This is a genomic window from Candidatus Acidiferrales bacterium (assembly GCA_035934015.1).
Lineage (GTDB): Bacteria > Acidobacteriota > Terriglobia > Acidiferrales > UBA7541 > DAHUXN01.
Map to the genome: position 1 here is coordinate 40083 of DASYYH010000021.1, position 19657 is coordinate 59739.

The 19657-nt window shown below is 58.6% G+C and carries 18 protein-coding genes; 2 read left to right on the forward strand and 16 right to left on the reverse strand.

The genetic code is table 11. From position 1 onward, the window contains the following. Positions 1-98: 98 nt before the first annotated feature. The 15 genes from VGR81_10675 to VGR81_10745 all read right to left on the reverse strand — a co-directional run bounded on the left by VGR81_10675 (position 99) and on the right by VGR81_10745 (position 15578). A complete protein-coding gene (locus VGR81_10675; protein ID HEV2289405.1) occupies positions 99-2603 on the reverse strand; it encodes a PilZ domain-containing protein in 2505 nt (834 codons plus the stop codon). A gap of 355 nt (positions 2604-2958) precedes the next feature. After that, complete coding sequence (locus VGR81_10680) at positions 2959-3510, reverse strand: hypothetical protein (GenBank protein ID HEV2289406.1); 552 nt, start codon at positions 3508-3510, stop codon at positions 2959-2961. Beyond that, positions 3511-4074 carry a hypothetical protein gene (locus VGR81_10685; GenBank protein ID HEV2289407.1) on the reverse strand — a complete coding sequence of 188 codons (564 nt, stop codon included), beginning with the start codon at positions 4072-4074 and terminating at the stop codon, positions 3511-3513. Then, entirely contained in the window at positions 4071-5255 is a 1185-nt protein-coding gene (gene mltG, locus VGR81_10690; protein ID HEV2289408.1) for an endolytic transglycosylase MltG, read from the reverse strand. The genes VGR81_10685 and mltG overlap by 4 nt, the downstream gene beginning before the upstream one ends. A gap of 3 nt (positions 5256-5258) precedes the next feature. Beyond that, a complete protein-coding gene (gene ruvX, locus VGR81_10695) occupies positions 5259-5732 on the reverse strand; it encodes a Holliday junction resolvase RuvX (protein ID HEV2289409.1) in 474 nt (157 codons plus the stop codon). Positions 5733-5796: 64 nt separating this feature from the next. Beyond that, complete coding sequence (locus VGR81_10700; GenBank protein HEV2289410.1) at positions 5797-7383, reverse strand: M20/M25/M40 family metallo-hydrolase; 1587 nt, start codon at positions 7381-7383, stop codon at positions 5797-5799. 27 nt (positions 7384-7410) lie between these two features. Beyond that, positions 7411-8280 (reverse strand): dihydropteroate synthase, encoded by an 870-nt coding sequence (folP, locus tag VGR81_10705; GenBank protein HEV2289411.1) that lies wholly within the window; start codon positions 8278-8280, stop codon positions 7411-7413. An 84-nt stretch (positions 8281-8364) separates the two neighbouring features. Then, a complete protein-coding gene (locus VGR81_10710; GenBank protein HEV2289412.1) occupies positions 8365-9540 on the reverse strand; it encodes a VWA domain-containing protein in 1176 nt (391 codons plus the stop codon). A gap of 45 nt (positions 9541-9585) precedes the next feature. Next, positions 9586-9894, reverse strand: a complete 309-nt coding sequence (locus tag VGR81_10715) for a hypothetical protein (GenBank protein HEV2289413.1) — start codon at positions 9892-9894, stop codon at positions 9586-9588. 73 nt (positions 9895-9967) lie between these two features. Then, positions 9968-11908 carry an ATP-dependent zinc metalloprotease FtsH gene (gene ftsH, locus VGR81_10720; protein HEV2289414.1) on the reverse strand — a complete coding sequence of 647 codons (1941 nt, stop codon included), beginning with the start codon at positions 11906-11908 and terminating at the stop codon, positions 9968-9970. Positions 11909-11939: 31 nt separating this feature from the next. Beyond that, positions 11940-12506: a phosphoribosyltransferase family protein gene (locus VGR81_10725; GenBank protein HEV2289415.1), complete on the reverse strand. Its 567-nt coding sequence runs from the start codon at positions 12504-12506 to the stop codon at positions 11940-11942. A 7-nt stretch (positions 12507-12513) separates the two neighbouring features. After that, a complete protein-coding gene (tilS, locus tag VGR81_10730) occupies positions 12514-13944 on the reverse strand; it encodes a tRNA lysidine(34) synthetase TilS (protein HEV2289416.1) in 1431 nt (476 codons plus the stop codon). Positions 13945-14183: 239 nt separating this feature from the next. Then, entirely contained in the window at positions 14184-14537 is a 354-nt protein-coding gene (locus VGR81_10735; GenBank protein HEV2289417.1) for a hypothetical protein, read from the reverse strand. A gap of 50 nt (positions 14538-14587) precedes the next feature. Continuing rightward, positions 14588-15307, reverse strand: a complete 720-nt coding sequence (locus VGR81_10740) for a hypothetical protein (GenBank protein ID HEV2289418.1) — start codon at positions 15305-15307, stop codon at positions 14588-14590. A 46-nt stretch (positions 15308-15353) separates the two neighbouring features. Further along, on the reverse strand, positions 15354-15578 hold the full coding sequence (locus VGR81_10745; protein ID HEV2289419.1) for a hypothetical protein: 225 nt from the start codon (positions 15576-15578) through the stop codon (positions 15354-15356). A 289-nt stretch (positions 15579-15867) separates the two neighbouring features. Here VGR81_10745 and VGR81_10750 point away from each other — a divergent pair, with 289 nt between their 5' ends. Both VGR81_10750 and VGR81_10755 read left to right on the forward strand, forming a co-directional pair. After that, positions 15868-17442, forward strand: a complete 1575-nt coding sequence (locus VGR81_10750) for an FAD-dependent thymidylate synthase (GenBank protein HEV2289420.1) — start codon at positions 15868-15870, stop codon at positions 17440-17442. Continuing rightward, a complete protein-coding gene (locus VGR81_10755) occupies positions 17439-17927 on the forward strand; it encodes a hypothetical protein (GenBank protein HEV2289421.1) in 489 nt (162 codons plus the stop codon). Before VGR81_10750 ends, VGR81_10755 begins: the two co-directional genes overlap by 4 nt. A gap of 13 nt (positions 17928-17940) precedes the next feature. Here the strand turns inward: VGR81_10755 and VGR81_10760 are convergent, their stop codons facing one another. Further along, positions 17941-19038, reverse strand: a complete 1098-nt coding sequence (locus VGR81_10760) for a Rieske (2Fe-2S) protein (GenBank protein HEV2289422.1) — start codon at positions 19036-19038, stop codon at positions 17941-17943. Positions 19039-19657 lie beyond the last annotated feature (619 nt).

Consider the following 19657-nt stretch of genomic DNA (forward strand, 5'->3'; position numbering starts at 1 on the left):
AAATCCCCCGTAAAAGGACAAACAATGAATTTAACAGCCGCATTTAGGGGTGTCAACGCAACGGCTATCGCCGGGTGTGAATGAGCGAAAAGTCGAAGTCAGGCAGACATCGGCAAGGACTGGCTTTGCGGCGCTGCGCCTGCCATGGACACCAGCAAGCTCCGCAGCCGCGAGCGATCTTCCAAATCCATGCCAACCATTTCGACTCCAGCCTGATTTGTCTTCGTAAATCTCACGAGAACCTCCAGCCGGATCGGCCGTATTCCCGAGGAGATCTTCAAATCCGCAGCCGTCCCCACGGAAAGGTGGACATCGCCGCTCAAAAGTCCGCCCTCCAGACTCAACACTTGAACTGCGGGCTGATATTTGCCGCGTTTGGACTGAATGACGGCAGAAACTGGCTTGGTCATGCGAATCCGAGGATAGCGCCGGTAGCGCACGAAATCGCGGTCTGCTCGCACGTCGAGCGGGGCCAGGCGCAGCATCTCCGCATCAAGCCCGGAACGCGGCAGCACTTCTTGCGCTTGTTCGGGATCGACCTTCAACAAAGCCTGCGCTGCGGCCAAGCGCATTTCCGGAGGATAAGCCCAGCGCCACGCACTCCGCGTCTCAATGATGAGCCGCAAATGAGTGGCGCAATCAGGCGGTCGCAATCTTCCGAGCGCCTCGACAGCCTTCACGCGCACGAAGGCCGAGCTATCTGCCAGCAGATCTCCTTCGGCCAGGCGCAAGAGCTCAGGCGCGACACTGGGATCGCCGGACATGCCCACCTCGTCAAGCGCCATAGGGACAATCATTCGGTCAAACCGATCGATCAAGCTCATCAGCATTCGCCCGCGTTCCGGCGCGCCGCCCACAGAAAGCTGCCTTAGAGCTTCATCATGCGCAGACCTCTCGCCGGAGCGAATCTTCTTAGGGAGAAGCTCGTCTACAATCGCAGGCTCCATCCGGCTCAATAGTCCCACGACGCGAACCGCGTTCGCCGCCGGGCTAAACTCCAGTGTCCGCCGCAGATGGTCTTTCGCGCGTTCGCCTAGCGCGTTCGCCATGCTCACAAGCTGTTCGCGCTCCGCTCCACGCGCTACGCGCATCAGACGCGCTGCCATCTGTTCCACCGCCGCTTCCGGAGCGCGCCGCAGGACTTCCAGCAGCTCCGCCACGACACCAGAATTTCTCAGTCCATGATCGATGAATTCCGGAATTCGATTCGCGATCCCAATCCGCGGCTCGATGCTTTGCGACCAGTTCGGCCGCGATCGTTCGATTTTCGCCAGCGTATCCTGAGCATGGCGCACCGCACCGTACGATTTTCGTTCCGTCGCTTCCTGGCTGAAGCGTACAAAAGCTGCGCTGAGCAGGCTTTGCAGTTGCGGATCGCGTTCGACTCCCAATTGCTCGCCGATCGACCGAACCGCCTCATCCAGACGCGAATCATCCGCCTGCACATAAAGGTCAACCATCTGGCTCAAACCGGTCGCCGCCTTTTTTCGCGCTTCCGGGTCATGGTGCTTCACGCAGCCCGCGTACTGCGTCAAAATTTTCCCCGTGGTTTCATTGTCTCCGCGGCTCAGCAATTCCTCGCAGTATTGCCGCACATTTCGCGTAGGCACGCACCAGCTCTCTGGCGAGAGCAGCACACCGCGCTTCCCGGATTCTGGCACCGAGGACCAAAACTGCCGGTCGAGAATATCTGCGTGCGTCTCCACGTTCATTCCGGCCTTGACCATTTTGTCTTCGTGCCATTGCAGGACCTTCCGCAGCGTCTCGACTTCTTTTCCGAGCTTCTCGAGCACCTGCCGCACTGCGTCTACTTTCAGGTCGCCGCGCTGAAATCGTTCGATCGCGTAATGGATGGCCATGTCTTCGGCCAGCCGCAACATCGCTGCGTCGTCCAGTTTTTGCCTCGGGTGTTTCGAACTCATCCCCGCCAGAGCTTCTCGGAGCGTGATTTGAGCAGGTGCCGGAAGCGCCGCAAACCGCTCTTTCCAGTCTGCTTTTTGCGCTTCTCCGGCCGGCCCGCGCGACGCGGCATTCAAACTCGTCGCCATGCGCATCAGCGACTTCATCTCATCTTCGGATAACAGGTAAGCGCCCTGTTTTTCTCCGCCGCCGTTCCCCGTCCCGATCAATTCCTCTCCGAAGACATACCCCGAAGTTTTCGAGATGCCAGAGCCTTCTGCCGCGCTGATGAGTTGAATCAGTTTTTCTGGATCTCTCAGCCAGTCCTGCAGTTTCTCTGCATCCGCGCCGAGCGATTTCGCTGCAAGCTGCGCTGCAATCGCCGAGTCGGCCATTTCCGAATCGGCGGCCACAAAGCGAACTTCATTAACGCGGATTCCAGACGCTGGTCCTTCCTCAAAAGAGGCCTTTAAACGCTCAATTAATTCCGCTGGTTTTTGTCCTGCCTCGGCGAATGTGCGCACAAAAGCCGTAAAAGCGTCCTTGGTCAATTCGTGCGTAAAAACGATACTTGAGATGTTGGCCGTGGTGAGGAGCTGAGCCAAGCTGCGTTCCGATGCGGTCGATTCCAGCGTCATTCCGTCCACCAGCAGGTCTGTCCCTGATGTGCCCAGAACCAAACCCGACGATCCGGAAGCGTTCAATGCTACGTTTAACTCCGTCCACGCCCCTTCTAGCTGGCCCGAAGTTCGCGCGTGTTCCAATCCATAGAGCCGGGCGAACTTCAACAACAGGTTCAAACTGCGCACGAAGGCTTTGGATAATGAGGGCAACGACTCGTTTTTGGATAATGAGGGCAACGACTCGTTTGCGGTCGGCATAGGGGGACCTCAAATATCTCTTCGTAGCATCCTGCTCGGTATAGTAACCCCGTGGGAATGGTACGGGCGTACCAACGTGCGCATTCAGGCAAGTGCCGAAGGGTCAGCTATTCCCGGGGGGAATCAGTAGGTTACAGAAAGTGACACTTTCTGGCGCTAAGGAAAGATCCCACGCGCCTCACGCCCCGATTCGCACTTCCACATTCATGCCGCTGAGCCTAGGACGCAGCCTCCGAACAATTTCGCTGGCCCAGAGTTTCGCACTTAGCACGACGACCGAACCATTTTCGAGATCGCAAATGGCGCAGAAATGGTAGTTGGAATAGGCCCTATGGTAAGCATCGCCGCCCTGCCGTGAGAGCTCGTTTTCGAGCTCTACATCCCCCGTACTCACGAGATTTCCTGCGCGCACGCCGATTGTCTCGTGCTCGAATCGTGCCAGCAGTGAAGACAAATCCTCTGGCCCGAGCGCGGGGATGACGATGCATCTTTCGGATGCCTCCCGGTATTCGATCTTCTTTGCTTCGCAATATTCGCGCAGTGGTTCGAGATGGCTGAAAAAATCGAGCGCCCAAGAATCTTGTGCCGCAATCGCTGGAAGCGCGGAGCTCCAGACTTGCGCAGCCTCCGATCCATGAAGAGGTTCATGGTCCGCACCTTCCACCAATTCAAGGCTGGCGGCCCGGACGTCGGGCCCCAAGTCCATCGCCTCCACCACTAAAATGGCCATTTAATCTTCCTGCGTTTCGCTCTGTGGAAAGCGTTCTCGGAATTCTGCGGATTGCTTCCGGAGTTCGAGCCAGTCGAAAAAAGCGTCGGGCTGTTCCAGCCAGACTGCGAACCATCGCGCGATTTCTTCCTTCTCGCGCCTCCTTTCCGCGTCCACTTTGTGATTTCGTGCGATCATCTCGGCGCGCCGCCGCCCGAGCCGCGCCACTTCCAACACGCGTGCCTCGGCGGCCTTCTCTCCTTCCGTTTCAAATTTTCTCAAGAGTTCATCCAGCCGGACCAAACACATCTCCGCTTCTTCAAAGGTGGAAAAATGGAGCAGGTCCTCAAATTCTTCTTCGTAGAGGCCCTCGGTATCGACGTGCGCGGACATCACCACGCGCATTTTCGCGGCAGCCAGGACGTCGGCGATATAGTCCGCGGAAGTCTTGCCGGCTTCGCCGTGCTTAGCAATCAATTTTCTCCGGATCTGTTCGATTTCCGCCGGTGTATAGGTTGCCTTATTCATTTCGCGCGCGGCGGCCAGAATCATTTCCTTCTTCACCGATTTTTTCTCCACGTTCATGAGCGGCTTTGTGCCTTCTTTGTGGATTTGCGATGCTTCATGCTCGGGCGTTTGCGTGCCGGTTTCGTCCTCCGATGCACGGGAGGGGGTGCCTCAGGCGGCAAACCCTCAAGGATTCTCCGATATTTTTGCACGTTGCGATTGTGTTCTGCGAGCGTGCGCGCAAAAAAATGGCCGCCCGATCCGTTGGCCACAAAATATAGGTATTTCGTCTGCGCCGGATCGAGCGCCGCGCGCAAAGATGCATCTCCCGGATTCGCAATCGGCCCAGGCGGCAGCCCGCGATGCCGGTAGGTATTGTAGTCCGAGGAGACCAGCAGATCCCCTGGAGTCAATTTCGGAGTTGGCTTGCCCTCCAGATCGAGCGCATATTGCACCGTCGGATCACATTGCAGCCGCAACCGGAGCCTGAGCCGATTGTAGAAAACGCTCGCAACAATCGGCCGCTCCGCAGGCTGAGGTGTTTCGCGCTCCACCAGAGACGCGAGTGTCACAATTTGCGAGGTGGAAAGTTTTGTAACCGGGGACACCAAATCATCTATCTTGTGCTTCGCAGAAGCATTCCGTAGCTCCGGAGAATCCGGGTTGGGATCCTCCGCCGCTTCGTTCTGCAATTTCCCCCATTCTCCCCGAAATTCTTTCACCATGGTCGCAACAATCTCTTGGGGCGTGGTGTTCCTCGAAAATTGATAGGTCGAAGGAAACAGAAATCCCTCAAGCGACGGAGCCTGCGGTGCAATGTCTCGCACCAGCGAAGTATCTTGCGCCGCGCGCAAAAAGTCCTCTTTGCTGCTGAGGCCCTGTTTTGCAAGTTCGTTGGCGATGTCGAACATCGTCCAGCCTTCCGGCACGATCACTGTGTGCATGTAGATGTGCCCGCCCGCGATTTGCGCGTACACTTCCCGCGGCGTCATCGGTCGGGAAAACATATACTCGCCCGCCTGCAGCACGCCATGGTGATGCCATTTGCTTAGCAAAACGAACGCCACACGGCTGTCAATCACACCGCTTTTCTGCAGCATCTCGGCGATGGTCCACCGCGGCGTGCCGCGCGGGATTTCGACGAAGATCTGCGCCTGCGAATAGCCGCGGTACGGCCGTTTCAGTTCGCTGCGCACCCACGCGGCCGCACCAGCCACGGCGGCAATAAGAATAACGATCACAAATACCAGTCGCCGCATGTTCTATTTACCCTTCGCCGCAGGGGTTCCATTGCGCATTTCATCCAGATGCTCGCGCAACAAAATCGCCGCCGCCACGGAATCGAGATTTTTCGCACTTCTCCGGCCTGTTTCCTTCGCGATCTCTTCTGCCTCCCAGCTCGTCAATCGTTCATCGCGGAGCGCCACCGGCAATGCCAGTTCTTTCCCTGCGCGCGCGGCAAAGCGTGCCGCTTCCTCCGCCATTTCTCCTGCCTCTCCGCCGATATGCACGGGCGAGCCAACTAAAATGAATCCGACGCTGTTTTGCCGCACGATTTCGCGGAGTCGCCGCATATCTTCCCGCCTGTTTTTCCTCACCAGCGTTTCGAGTGGCGTTGCCGTCAGGCGCAGCTCATCGGAAATCGCCAAGCCGATGCGCCTCCGTCCGTAATCAATCGCCAGGATGCGGCGGGATTGTGCCGCAGCGGAACGGGAAGTGGCGCGAGAGAATTCCATCTCTCATCATTATAGCGCCGTCGCAGAATGGAACTCGGAGTTGTCGCGCGTACAGCGCGTAAAGTTACTGGCCGCTGCTGCTGGATGTCAACCGCCGCCCGCGCCTGCCATCGACCCAAAGTGGCCAGGCGCCCGCTGCTTGCATTTCCTTTTTCAAACCGGTGTCTTCCAGCAATTTCTCGATTTGCTCTCGATTTTGCCGTGCTCCCAATTTTTCCGGCAGATCCGCGACCGCATATGCCGTGACCGCCGCGATCGCTTCGTTGCGCTTAAGTTGCGCGAAGTCCACTTTGTCGAAAGTGTCCGAAGCTGCGTGGTAATTCATTATGTAGTCGTCGGGCTCTTGATTGGCAACGAGCGTCGGCACGCCCTCAAGCAAGAAATCGAAATTGTCCGTGCCAAGATCGGCGTCATCGGTATTCTCAAATGGTCCAAAAGTACTCAGCGGCTCTAAAGCCCGTGTCACCGTTGCGGCGATGTCCTTTCGTCCTCCGAGCGAATATCCCGTCACTTTTCCGTCGCCAGAATCGAAAATGATCGTCGTGTCCATCTGATCGAGCTCCGCGCGGTGTGCCGCTGCGTAGGCCCGCGACCCCAGCATTCCTTCTTCCTCGCCCGAAAACAAAACGAACCGAATCGACCGCTTCGGAATCGCTCCCGCAGCGCGAATCGCACGCGCCGCGTCAATCGTCATCGCTGCGTTGCAGCCGTCGTCCAGCGCGCCCGTTCCTAGCTCCCAGGAATCCAGATGCGCGCCCAGGAGCACAAATTCATCCGGCTTCACGCTGCCGCGAATCTCCGCCACAACATTCTCAGACTGCACAGGTCCGCCGATTTTGTTTGGCATGTCGAGGCGGACTTTCACCGGCTGCCCGGAAGCGATGAACCGAGCCAGCCGCATCGCATCTTCGCGCGCCACCACGGCCTGTGGCAATCGTTCCAGTTCGCCAGTCACCGAAAGATTGTGCCGGTAGAGCAGCATGTACGGCCGCGTCGACATCCATAAAATCGCCGCTGCGCCTGCCTTCACCGCGCGATCAATGACCGCAGGCTCATAGTTATACTCGTTCATGAGGTCGTCCCACGTTTTCAGCACATTTGTATGCACCAGGACAATCGCGCCACTCGCCGCGTTGCCTAGGCGCGCAAAACCCGCCTCATCGCCTATTCCTGCGTCCACCATGCTGGCCGTGATGCCTCCCGCGGGCGTGGCCGGCGACCATCCAATCGACACCAGATGCACCGGAAGTGCCTCCGGCGCAATCACCTCTAGATGCGTATGTCCTTCGGCCCAGCTCACCGGCACCGTGAATCTCTCTGTATGAACTTCGTCCACACCAGCGCGGCGAAACGCTTCCACCGCCCATTCCACGGCTTTGTCATTCGCCGGTGTGCCCGCAACCCGACCGCCAATCACATCGGTCAGCTCGCGCAAATTGTTTTCCAGCGGCGAAGCCCCGAGCGCACTCGAGATAATCAGCGGAGCAACTTCCGCGCACGGCCTGTCGATCGAGCACGCGCCCGTGCCTTGCGGCACTTTTGGCTCGAATGGCTTTTGCGCCGGAGGAAGTCCCTGCGCAGCGATGCGCATCGTGCAGAGCGAAAATGTCAGCGCGGCTGTCGCACTGAGGATTGTCAAGCGGCGCAGCATATTCCTAAAGCCTCCGCGAAATTTATTCTACGCGTGCTTCCTCGGAAGCGCGAGGATTCTATCCGCTACTCTCGCGACCTGTTTCATTTCATCGACGTCGTGCACACGCACGATGTGCGCGCCGCCGAAGATGGACGCGGCAACCGCCGCCGCCGTCCCCCAGCCGCGTTGCTCCGTGGCAACGCCACCGAGCACATCGCCGATAAACGCTTTGCGCGACACGCCCACGAGCACCGGGTATCCGAGCTTTGCCAGCTCCGGTAGCCGCGCGATCAATTCCAAGCTTTGCCGGTGTCTCTTTCCGAAACCGATTCCGGGATCGACGATGATCTTTGATTTTGCAATTCCGGTGTGGCGCGCGCGGGTGATCCCGCTTCGCAACCCCGTCATCACGTCTTGAACCACGTTCTTGGCAAATGGCCCTTTCTGCATCGTCTGAGGTCTTCCGCGCATGTGCATCAAAATCGTCGCCACGCCTCGCCGCCGCGCGATTTCGAATATTTCCGCTTCGGCATGCACTGCGCCGATGACATTGAGGATCTCCGCACCTGCGGCAATTACCGCTTCGGCCACTTCCGCCTTCTGTGTGTCGATTGAGAGCGGAATCTTCAATCGCCCGCGCAGGCCTTGGATGACTGGCAGCACGCGCCGCAGCTCCTCCTCCGCAGTTATGCCTGTCGAACCGGGCCGCGTCGATTCGCCGCCGATATCGAGGATGTCCGCTCCCTTGCGCTCCATTTCCAGCGCGTGCTCTATAGCTTTCTCGGCGTCGAGAAATTTCCCGCCATCAGAAAAGCTGTCCGGAGTCACATTAAGGACTCCCATAATCAGCGTACGCTCGCCCAAAATCAGCGTGCGCGAGGGCAGCCGCAGCCGGAATCGTTTTCTCGGCACCATGAGTTTCGATTAAATCACACTGGCCAGCAGCGCGGGAAATCTCGGTTCATGCCAAATGCAGGTACAGCACATTTTCCTCGGGAATCAATGCAATTCTGCGGACTCGTAAAATGCCAGACGATGCACGACGCGCACGGGCCCTTGCCCTCGGACTTCCACGCGCAACGAGTGCCAGCCCGGCTGGCTTGTCCGCGGCGGATAGTAGCCCAGCGTGTATTGCGCGCTCAAATTCTGAATAATTTCGCGATAGGCATTGGCGACTGTTCGCGTCTCATTCATGAAATAGAGGTGCCCCCCTGCGCGCCGCACCAGCTCTGCCAAAAAATCCGTGTACGCAGGAATGCCCAGCGTCAACGCATCCGGCGTGACCAGCGAATCTCCCTGATGCGCGGCGAGCCATTCGGGTGTCATTATGCTCGGGCGATTCTGCGTCGAGATCGCGTAAACTTCGATGCCCTGCGATGAAAGTGTCCTCGCCACGTCTTCCAGCGTAACGCGATTCGGCGGATCGCCCGGACGCAGCCGCACGCCTTCGCCGTCCAGGTTGAGCCCCATCCCGCTGTCTTGCCCATCCGTCAGCAGGATGATCGCTTTGCGTCCGGTGCGGCCGGGAAAAAGTTCATCCGCCGCCAGATACACTGAGCGGTAAATGTTGGAACCGATCGCCTGCGAGAACAAGCCGCGCACATCCACGCGTGCGATGGCTTTCTGCAGCAACTCTCGATTTCGCGAAAAGGGGAGCAGCAAAAACGTGTGCTCGGCAAATTCCACCACGGCGACTTCATCAGCAGGAGAAAGATTGGCAATCAGTTGTTCCCCAGCCGCTTTCATTGCATCGGTATCTGGCAGGACGCTGGGACTTGCATCGAGGATCAGCGCAATGCTCGCGCCCTGGCTCGAAGCGTCGAAGTGCGTGAGATTCTGCTCGACTCCATCCTGAAAAATCTGAAAATCGCTTCGCGGGATCTCGCGCACGGCCGTCCCATCCGGCGCGAAGACGTTGCACCCGACTTCGACCAGATTGACGCGAACTCGCAGCACCGCCGGAATATTTTTCGGCGTCTCCGCTGCCGGCCTGCCGGATTTCGGATGCTGGAAAACCAGGTCTCCTGTTGCGCGGTCGCGCTCCATCTGGACGCCGGAATCCATCGGCACGGGCCTTGGCAGTTTCGGCTTTTTCTGCGCCCATGCCCCGGCGCCAAACGCGGCCGATACCCCCAAAAGACACATCGCGTAGGTGTTGCTGCGGCGCAAGATCATGGATTTGGCGCACGGCGAAAAATTCGCTCGCCAGGCGATTGCAGTTCAATCGAGATCAAAATCGCGAATCGGCTTTTCGACGGGTTTGTCTTTGGCTTTTTTCAGCCCCTCGGCGAATTTGCGTTCGAGGACATCGTCTTTCGTCCGTTCCGCCTCCACCGATTGCCGGAATTTTGCCTCTACGCGTTCGGTCTGCTCGCGAAGCAAGCGCGCAGTGTCATCAAGATCGACAGAAGACGGGGGTTTGGGAGGTGGCGTATGCGACAGCACAGCGCCAAGCTCACGATCGATGGTGAGTTTAGCCTGGCAACATGGACATTCCACTTCGATGGGTTCCCGGTGATCCTTTGCCATGCGAGATATATTACGACAAATCGGCGAGAAAGTTTTCACGCAGCAGCAAAATCCAAAGGAAGAAAAATATCAATCAAGCCGGCGCGGGTTTCTCGCCCTTCGCCATGCCGGGCACGGGACGCGGCTCCGGCCGCAAGGAAAGTTGCGGCTCCTTCGAAGGCACGGGAGGCGCCGACGGTGGCGGGTTCGGCGGTTTTTCCGGAAGGGGCTTGCCGTCCATCAGCAGCTTCAATTCGTTCGCGTCGAGCACTTCGCGATCCAGCAGCGCTTTCGCAACTCGCTCCAGAGCATCGCGGTGCGTATCGAGTATCGTCCGCGCTCGCGAGTATGCCGTCGTCACGATGCCGCGCACTTCCGCATCGATCTTAATCGCCGTATCTTCCGAATAATCGCGATGCTGCGCGATTTCGCGTCCAAGGAAAATCGCTTCTTCCTTCTTGCCGAAGGTCAGCGGTCCGAGCGTGCTCATACCCCATTCACAAACCATCTGCCGCGCGATTTCTGTCGCTCGCTCGATGTCGTTTCCCGCACCTGTCGTCACGTGCTGCAAGAACATCTCTTCCGCCACGCGCCCGCCCATCAGCACGGACAACTGGCTTTCGAGAAAATCTCTTGTGTACGTGTGCTTGTCGTCGATCGGCAGTTGCATCGTCACGCCGAGCGCCATGCCGCGCGGGATGATCGTCACTTTATGCAGCGGGTCAGCTCCCGGCGTCATCGCCGCCACGAGCGCATGCCCGGCCTCGTGGTAAGCCGTATTCTTCTTCTCTTCTTCCGAGAGAATCATCGATTTCCGCTCAGCGCCCATCAGGACTTTGTCTTTTGACATCTCAAAGTCCTCCATGGTCACGAGCTTGCGATTTTGCCGCGCCGCCCAGAGCGCTGCTTCGTTCACCAGATTCGCAAGGTCCGCACCGGAAAAGCCCGGCGTGCCTCGCGCCAAAATCGACAAATCCACATCTTCAGCGATGGGTACCTTCCGTGTATGTACGCGGAGAATTTCTTCACGGCCTTTAACATCGGGCCGCGGAACCACCACGCGCCGGTCAAAGCGTCCCGGCCGCAGCAGCGCTGGATCGAGCACATCAGGCCGGTTCGTCGCCGCGATCAAAATGACGCCTTCGTTCGATTCGAAGCCGTCCATTTCCACCAGCAGCGCGTTCAGCGTTTGTTCGCGCTCATCATGTCCGCCGCCAAGACCTGCTCCCCGGTGCCGCCCCACGGCGTCGATTTCATCGATGAAGATGATGCACGGCGCGTTTTTCTTGCCTTGCTCGAACAGGTCGCGCACGCGGCTCGCGCCAACGCCCACGAACATTTCCACAAAGTCGGAACCGGAAATCGAGAAGAACGGCACATTCGCTTCCCCGGCAATCGCTCGCGCCAGCAGCGTCTTGCCCGTTCCCGGGGGTCCGACCAGCAGCACGCCTTTCGGTATGCGCCCGCCCAATCGTTGGAATTTCTGCGGGTCTTTCAAAAAGTCGATGATCTCCTGCAGCTCTTCCTTGGCTTCCTCGATGCCCGCCACATCCTTGAACGTGGCTTTTTTCTGCTGCGCTGTCAGCAGCCGCGCGCGGGATTTTCCGAAACTCAGCGCCTTGTTTCCGCCCGCCTGCATCTGCCGCATCATGATGAGAAAGATCACCAGCAGCAAAATGAACGGAACCGTATCGATCAACATGCTGATCCAATCGTTGTTGCGCACTTCCTTGATGTTCACATCGACGTTCTTGTCCTGCAGTTCCTTGGTCAGGTCGCTCAGCGTTTCCTTGGGCACGGTGACGTGAAACTTCGCCTTCGGATCGCGGAACTCTCCATCCACTTCCGCGCTTACCTGCGACAGCATGATCGTCACTTCGCTGACGTTGCCCTTCTGCACTTCTGTCTGAAACTCCGTATAGCTCGGAGATTCATCCCGTGATGTCTGGCCTCCCTTGGAAGCCATCTCCCACAACACGACGGCGAGCAGAATCATCGCCATCCAGAAGAACACCGTTTTAACTGTCGAGTTCACCGTTGTGCCTCACGCTCTGGCCCTGAAATGTTCATCCGTGTTTCCGCACCGGCCGCTTCGCCGGTCTCCGGGCCCCTGATTCGCCGGCTTTCCTTGCCGTTCCCACATACGGCAGGTTGCGGTACAACCCATCGCGTCCTGCCAGACCGTACCCCACCCAATACTTAGATGCAGAAGCGAACCCAACGTACTTCGCCTGGAGCCCCACTCTCCGGTCGCGTTCCTTGTCGAACAGCACAGCCATCGCCAGCGACCGCGGGTTGCATTCCTCCAGCCGCTTCCACAAAAAATCCTGCGGCACGCCCGTGTGCAATATCGCGTCCACCAGCAGCACGTCGCGCCCTTTGAGCTGCGGCGGGGTCGAAAAGAAAATCTCCGCCCGCTCGAATCCGCCGAGTTCCACATGCCGCAACTCGGTCCGCACAAAGTGACAAACCACCGGCAGCGAAATCTCCCGCACCAGATCGGCTGCGAAGAGAAACGCGTTCTCGAGTATCGAAATGACGTCGATCGTCCGGCCGGCGTAATCTTTCGAAATCGCTCGGCCCATCTGCGCCACCCGCGCTGCAATTTGCTGACGCGAATACGCAGCCTTCATGCCTGCCTCACAGGCCTTCCTCGAAAATCCACACGCCGGTGCGCGTCGCGTCGCCAGCCGAATACTTCGCCGCTGCCGGCATCCGCGCAGCCCAGACCACGTTTCCCTCGCTCGTCAGAACCGGCCACCCGGCTCTTTCCCCCGCACCAATTCGGCGGGCAGCCAGCATCCGCGCCAGTTTCCGCACTCTCTGGCGCCCGGAAGGGCGATACGCATCCCCAGGCTCCCAGTTCCGCAGCATGAGCGGAGCCCGAAGCCTCTCGAAATCCAGAAATACCCCTGCACGAATAGTGTCGCGCTCCCTCATGGGCCAGTCAATCACTTTCAAACGGAAGGCCCTCCCAAGTTCCGGAATGGAAACTGCCGCCGACCCGCTCTTGGGAAGCTGCACTTCATAGGCATAAGATCGCACAGGAAAACGGTTGGTTTTCGAAATACGGGCGCCCTTTTCCTCCTCGGCGCCTCCAAAAATCAACCGATCCGCCTGCCGCTCCGCAATCACACGACCAGGAAGCTCGATGCGCTGTCCGCTCTTTCCCGCTGCCGCGAGATGAATCACTTGCTCCACATGTTTCTGGGAAAGCTCGCCTTTGTCGCCTTTTACTCCACCGTACAATCGCCTCACAAGCCTGGCTGTCAGCGCATGCAGCCGCCGCGCCGATTCCTCGTCAACCGCTTGGAGCGTCAGCGCAATCGGCCGCAGCAGGTCCGCCGCTTTCACGCATACGCCATCAGTCGTTTGCGAGACCAGCGTTTCGTAGCGGTCCTCAACCAGCGCCACCCAAAATGACTCATCGTCTCGCGCGAGTTGCGCAACCTCGCAGAGCTTGGCGACGGCGGCGTTCGAAAAATCCTTCTCAAGCTCAGGAATCAATCGGTGCCGCACGCGTGCTCGAAGCCGTTCCGTGTCCAGATTGGTTGCGTCTTCGCGCCATTCCTGTTTGACTTGCCTCAGGTAGTTTCGCAGCTCTTCGCGCCGGACTTCAATGAGCGGCCGGATAATCCTCCCGCGAACCGGATAGATGGAACACAATCCAGTCAGTCCCGTCCCTCGGAGGAGTCGTGTCAAAACTGTTTCCGCCTGATCGTCCGCGGTGTGCGCCGTGGCGACTCGCGTGGCCATCCCGCGCATTACCACGCTTTCAAAAAAACCGTACCGCAGCCGTCGTCCTGTATCTTCCAGATTCCAGCCTTCTCGCTCTGCTGTCGCGCCGGCATCCTCTCGATCCACGATGCATTCGAGATTCAGCGCACCCGCCAGAGCCTTAACGAAACTTTCATCCGCATCGGACTCTGCGCCTCGCAGTTGATGATTAAAGTGCAGGGCGCAGAGCGTAAATCCGATTTCGCCGCGCAGCCCATGCAGGATTCGCAGCAGTGCAACCGAATCTGCGCCGCCAGACACAGCCACGCCAACGCGGTCTCCTGCGCGCAGCATCTCGTGCCTTTGAATCGATTCTCGAACCTTCTGATGAAGAGTATTTTTCATTGCAGGAAAAGAAAACTGGCGCACGGCTATTTTACCAGCCGCAAGGAGTAGCGTATAGCATTAGGGCTCTGACGATGGATTAGCATGAATATTCTGGTTCGTGACAGAGGAATTCAGAATGCAAACGGACCTTCACCACGGCTTGTGACAACTAAAATCAATAAGTAGAAAGGGAGGGAAAAGCCGGATTAATTCTCGCCCATCTGCTGCGCCAGCAGGTCTCGGCTGTTGGCGATCCGTCGGTCCAGAGCCACCGCTGCAAAATATGCGCAAGCGCTTCGCTCACTCTCCGCCCAGGCCGAAATTCGCGAAGAAAACGCCCGGCCCACTGAACGCAGGACGCCCATCAGGCGATAATAGACTCCTACCACCCTCAGATCGGTCTGATCGTCGCTCTTTTGCGGGCACAAACGAACCAATTGCACCAGCCGCCCGAATTGCTCGCTGCTGACTTGCTGACCCTCGATGCCCGCGACTTCACGCACTTGTTCCGAAAGCTCCGACTTCCGGTAGACGGCGATCACCGCGCGCGAATGAGCCATAAAGAATTGCAGGAGCGCTGCAATGGAGGCCACGCAGATAAGGGCAGCAATCATGAGTGCTGTTGAACCGGAACGCCCGAAGCCACAACGCGCGCCGTTTCCAGTTTCGCCCTTTCCGGAACTCGTGTAAACGTATAGGCCCATGCCAGCGGCAGGAATGCTCCCATCACCGGCGGAATGAATCGCAGGAAGTTTGCTTGGAGGCCGGGGAAAAGATTTCGCATCGCATAGGCCGCAGCGTTCGCGCTGAAATATATACCCAGCGCCAGCACCAGCTGGACAAGCCTCGCGCGCGTCTCCTTCAATTTCACGATCGCGCCCCAAAGCAAATAGGTCAGTACGACCCCCACGAAATAAAGATTCTGCCCCAGCTCGACCACGAACCGGCTGGTCAGGTGATCCTTATTCTGGTGGATGACTACGTAGGAAAATAGCGCCGTCGCCGTCAGCAGCATCGCCGACGCGCCCTGCACATACTTTCCTACATGCATTTCGCGGAACATTTCCTTGTAAAAACGCATGATGACAAAGTACAGCAAGATGATCAGCAAGCTGTCTGTGTAGTAGTACGTGTAGCGGTATTGCAGCGACGCCGCTCCGTAATGCCTGACCAGCGGATAGAGGACGGCGCTCTGCAGCGCGACGGCCATGATATAGACATTAAGGGAAATATTGCGAAGGAATTGTTTACGGCTGAGAGCCCAAACCACCACGTAGAGTTCCGCTAGGAAACTCGTAATCCATATAACGTAATCAAAAGGGCCAAGCATTCACTTCGTATCGCGAGGCTAGGCCCAGCTGCCGCTTACGCCCTGTTTAGTTCCAGGGTGTAATAGGCATCGGAGCGCCGCCGCCCTTGGCATTCGTCCAAGGCGTAATCGGCATTGGTGCGCCGCCGCCCTTCGCGTTTGTCCAAGGTGTGATCGGCATCGGTGCGCCGCCGCCGGCAACCATCTGCGCATTCGCCGTCAGGCTGCGCAGTCCGACTGCGCTTACCAGGGCCAACAGCACTAACACACCCACCATCAACCACTTGCTCATAGGAACCCCCCGAATCAGGTAACAACCTGGCGGATTCTATGAGCTATTGTGCCGTCAAGGGGTTTTTTTTTAGACTATGTGTCTAAAAGATACACCCCTCTCGTCCCTGGTTTGCCAGAACCTCACTTCACCTTTCGCGTCCAGCCTAGTCATCACGTCCGCCGATGTCAACGGTACTATAGTACTGTCGGACTGGGACTCTGCTGTGCAACCTCAAGTTGTGGCCCCGCAGTCTCGCTTCTTCGTGCAAATCTCCAGTCGCCGAATAGGGTGTAGAATGTCCCCGCTCATGGCGCTCCCCATCTCAGCGTTTCCCGTCGATCCCGTGGAAACGGCCGCTCCGCGCGTCACTCTTCGAAACTTCTTCACGCATCCCTACGATTCCGCCATTGCCGCCGCGCGCACGTGCTACGCCCCGCGCATCGTCAACCCCGGGGAAATCACCGAAAAGCAGCGCGTCAATATCGGCGCCGCAACCTTCTACAGCGGTCATCATACCGTGTACCAACACGCCCACTTCGAATTCGGCCTCGAAAATGTCAGCCGCCAATTCGTCTGGTCTTTCCTTCACGCCCACCCCTTCTATAATTCCGAACAGCAGAGCCAGCGTTACGTGCGCCTCGATCGCGCTCAGGCCTACATTCCCCCCGAAGACGGACTCTTCGGTCCAGCAGAGCGCGCCATTTACGAGCAAGCCATCGCACGCGCTTGGTCGTATTATCGCGAACTCTCCAAGATTCTCGAATCCGAAGCGCAGGCCATCCTCGACGACATCTGGCACGTCGGCGCAATGTCTCATCCGCGCCGCATCGAGAAGGTCAAGCGCGCCGCGCAAAAGCGCGCCATCGAAGTCGCCCGCTACGTTCTTCCCGTCGCCGCATTCACCACCATGGTGCATACGCTCTCCGGCATCGTCTTGCATCGTCTCTGGCGCATGCAATCTGCCTGCGACACGCCTTCCGAATCGCGCGCCGTTCTCGAGGCCATGGTCAGCCGCGTGCGCGAAGTCGATCCGCAATTCTTCGATCGCTTCGATTCGGCGCCGATGGAAGACTTGCCCGAATGGCAGTCTTTTGCGAAATCTGCAAATGGTGAGGCATTCGCCGCCGAATTTGATGCACAGCTTTTCGGTGAAACCTCGAAGCTTGTCGATTATTCTCCGCGCGCAATGCAAGTCGTGGCCTCGGCCTATCGCGCCGTCGTTGGCGTCACTAAAACCAATTGCTCTGACGCCGAAGCCATCGATCGCCTGCTGAATCCCGCACGCAATCCCTATCGCCGCGAAACGCTCGACATTGGCGTCAATGCTCCGATGATGCGCGCGCTCCAGCACGCCAATTTCGCCTTCGCGAAAAAAATCAGCCACACGGCCGACAGCCAGGATCAGCGCCATCGCATGATTCCCGGCTCGCGCCCGCTACTGACGCTCGCCGACACGCGCTCGCCGGATTACATCGTCCCGATGCTCATTCGCGACAACGCTCGCGCGCGCGAAATCTACGAGACCGCGATGGCCGAAGCCTGGGCGGCCAAGAACGCGCTGCTTGACCACGGCGTTCCCGCCGAAATCGCTCTCTATCTTCTGCCCAACGCGAAATCGATCCGCCTCGTTGAATCCGGCTCCCTGCTTCATCTGCTGCACAAATGGACCATGCGCACGTGTTTCAACGCGCAGGAAGAGATTTATCAAGCTTCGATGGAAGAAGTGCAGCAGGTCCGCGCCGTTTTCCCCGAGCTTGCGCGGTATATCGGCCCGCCATGTTATCTCCGCGCCGGAATCACGACTCCGATCTGCACCGAAGGCTCGCATTTCTGCGGCGTGAAAGTCTGGCAGGATTTCCCCAACATCCAGCGGCGGATATGACCCGCCGCGGCAGCCTGGCGTATTATCTCGCCGCGTGGGTTTGCGGCTGCGCGTTCATGAGCTTTTGCGTTTGGGCAAAAATTTCGCTCACGGGCGCCGAAGCATTGGACGGACCAGCCGGCGTCATCAGTTTGCTTTTCGCCATTTTCTACGGGTTGATGTACACGGCCCCAGCCGTGCTCCTTAGCGCATTTCTGTTGCGTTGCATCGCACACATCATGAAATCCGAGAAAGCCTGGCAATGGATGCTTCTTGGAGCGGGGATCACGACTTTGCTGTTCGCTGCGCTCGGCTGGCTCGGCGGCGCGAGTCAAGCGGACATGTCGAAGCCGGTGAGATATTTCGCCGACATTTTCAGCGTGGGTCCGAGCATGGTTTTCAGTTCGGGCTGGTGGCTCGCGATTCCCGCCGGCGCTGTGACTGCCTGGGTGCTGTTTCGTACCGACCGCGCATTCGGCGCGTCCTCTGGCGATTCTGCCGCGTAGGTCAGCGCACTACTTACGAACGCCACCGCAACTCAACCGGCCCATTCATCGGATGCGGCGGCTGCGCGCCCGTGCCTTTCGCTTCGAGGTGTGCGGCCTTGAGCTGGAAATACCATTTCGCCGGCCGGTCCGCGTCATCAATCAACATCAAACTCGGATTCGACTTCAGCCCCACGGATTGCTTCGTCATCGTATCCGTATCCTGCGCGATAAATCGCGGCCCGAGAATGCGAATGATGCCGCCGATGATCGGCACGAACCGCATCACGTTCCACGCCGCGCAAAAATCCAGCCGGCACAGATCGCGCCGGATCGGCGTCACCACCGCGCGGCTCGAAAACCACAGCTTCCCCGTGCGCACTTGCTCGAATCGGTAGCTCGGTAGCGTGAAATCGATCGTCGTCGTCACCGGTTCGCCGGTGAATAGCTTCAGCACTTTATACGGCAGGCTATTCGACGAAGGCGTGTGCGGGCTCATGCGAAATCCATCGGCGATGGGCTCGAAGCGTTTGTGTTTCTCGTGAATGCTGCGCCGGCTGCGCCACCACCACGACTGATGCACAAACGGCCCGTGCGCCGGATCCATCAATCCAATCACGCCATGATCAACGTGCACCGGCATCTCCGCCGAAAGATGCGCGATGCTGTAGCTTCCGCCGAATTTCGGCAGCTCCGGCGCCGCAATGGGTGCTTGCTCGATGCGCGGCGAATTCGGCGCGCTCATGTAAACCCAGATGTACCCGTCGCGCTCCTCGCAAGGATAAGCGCCCGCGTAGATGCGGTCGGCGCGCAATTTCGCATCTGCTGTCAGCGACGGAATTTCGCGGCACTGCCCCGTGTGCGCCTCGAATTTCCATCCGTGATAGCTGCACTCCACCGCTTCGCCGTCGAATTGCCCGCAGGAAAGTGGCATGCCGCGATGCGGGCAGACGTCGCGCAGCGCAAATGGCCGCGCTTGCGCATCGCGCCCAATCACCAGCGGAACTTCCAGCAGCGTCGCGCGCGTCAGCCTCCGCCCGCGCACTTGCCGCGACCGCAGCGCCGGATACCAAAAATCCCACAGCATTCCCAGGTCTTGTTCTTTAGCATCGCCGCGCGGAGTTTCGCTCATAGGCAGGAGCCGTATCGTAGTACACCCCTCGCCCCTCGGCAACCCGCCCCGTTGCAAGCACGCTCACGCCAACTTTTTCGCAAACTTCTCCGCGGGTGCGTTCGTGCGGACTCACGATCTGCTTGCTGCATTCAACAAATATGGTTAGGTTGGGCACGCCGCAACCGGAGCGACCCGCACTTAAATCTGTCATTCCGAGGAGCGTTCTTCGCGACGAGAAATCTGCAGTTGTGGCACAGGCTTGCCCGCCGAGGCGAGCTCTTAGCCTGTGCTCCCTTGCCTTCGTAGGGGCGGGGCTTGTTTACCCTGAGGAACGAAGGGCCCCGCCCGCGCTTGCACGCCTGGGCGTGCGACTCCCCGAGTCGCGTCCCGTTTTTCGTTGTCATTCCGAGCCTGCCCGCGATGGCGGGCGAGTCCCGAGCGTCTTCAGCGAGGGGCGACGACCCTGCCTGCCGCTTGCCCGCCGTGGCGGGCAGGCAGGGAATCTGCAGTTTGAAACTTATCGCGCGCGCAAATTAACTCTGCAGAATACTGTTGACAACTCGGTTAACATCTGCTATAGATTTGCCGTATGTTTAGCTCTTCGATCGCCGCTCAGGGCAATTCGCGAGGCCCCCGG

Excerpts from the sequence above, each read along its gene's own strand:
- VGR81_10715 (HEV2289413.1), bottom strand. The coding sequence starts at position 9,894 with ATGGCAAAGGATCACCGGGAACCCATCGAAGTGGAATGTCCATGTTGC.
- VGR81_10725 (HEV2289415.1), bottom strand. The coding sequence starts at position 12,506 with ATGAAGGCTGCGTATTCGCGTCAGCAAATTGCAGCGCGGGTGGCGCAG.
- VGR81_10735 (HEV2289417.1), bottom strand. The coding sequence starts at position 14,537 with ATGGCTCATTCGCGCGCGGTGATCGCCGTCTACCGGAAGTCGGAGCTT.
- VGR81_10755 (HEV2289421.1), top strand. The coding sequence starts at position 17,439 with ATGACCCGCCGCGGCAGCCTGGCGTATTATCTCGCCGCGTGGGTTTGC.
- VGR81_10680 (HEV2289406.1), bottom strand. The coding sequence starts at position 3,510 with ATGGCCATTTTAGTGGTGGAGGCGATGGACTTGGGGCCCGACGTCCGG.
- folP (HEV2289411.1), bottom strand. The coding sequence starts at position 8,280 with ATGGTGCCGAGAAAACGATTCCGGCTGCGGCTGCCCTCGCGCACGCTG.
- tilS (HEV2289416.1), bottom strand. The coding sequence starts at position 13,944 with ATGCTGCGCGCAGGAGACCGCGTTGGCGTGGCTGTGTCTGGCGGCGCA.
- VGR81_10710 (HEV2289412.1), bottom strand. The coding sequence starts at position 9,540 with ATGATCTTGCGCCGCAGCAACACCTACGCGATGTGTCTTTTGGGGGTA.
- VGR81_10685 (HEV2289407.1), bottom strand. The coding sequence starts at position 4,074 with ATGAACGTGGAGAAAAAATCGGTGAAGAAGGAAATGATTCTGGCCGCC.
- ruvX (HEV2289409.1), bottom strand. The coding sequence starts at position 5,732 with ATGGAATTCTCTCGCGCCACTTCCCGTTCCGCTGCGGCACAATCCCGC.
- mltG (HEV2289408.1), bottom strand. The coding sequence starts at position 5,255 with ATGCGGCGACTGGTATTTGTGATCGTTATTCTTATTGCCGCCGTGGCT.
- VGR81_10700 (HEV2289410.1), bottom strand. The coding sequence starts at position 7,383 with ATGCTGCGCCGCTTGACAATCCTCAGTGCGACAGCCGCGCTGACATTT.
- VGR81_10740 (HEV2289418.1), bottom strand. The coding sequence starts at position 15,307 with ATGCTTGGCCCTTTTGATTACGTTATATGGATTACGAGTTTCCTAGCG.
- VGR81_10760 (HEV2289422.1), bottom strand. The coding sequence starts at position 19,038 with ATGAGCGAAACTCCGCGCGGCGATGCTAAAGAACAAGACCTGGGAATG.
- VGR81_10745 (HEV2289419.1), bottom strand. The coding sequence starts at position 15,578 with ATGAGCAAGTGGTTGATGGTGGGTGTGTTAGTGCTGTTGGCCCTGGTA.
- VGR81_10750 (HEV2289420.1), top strand. The coding sequence starts at position 15,868 with ATGGCGCTCCCCATCTCAGCGTTTCCCGTCGATCCCGTGGAAACGGCC.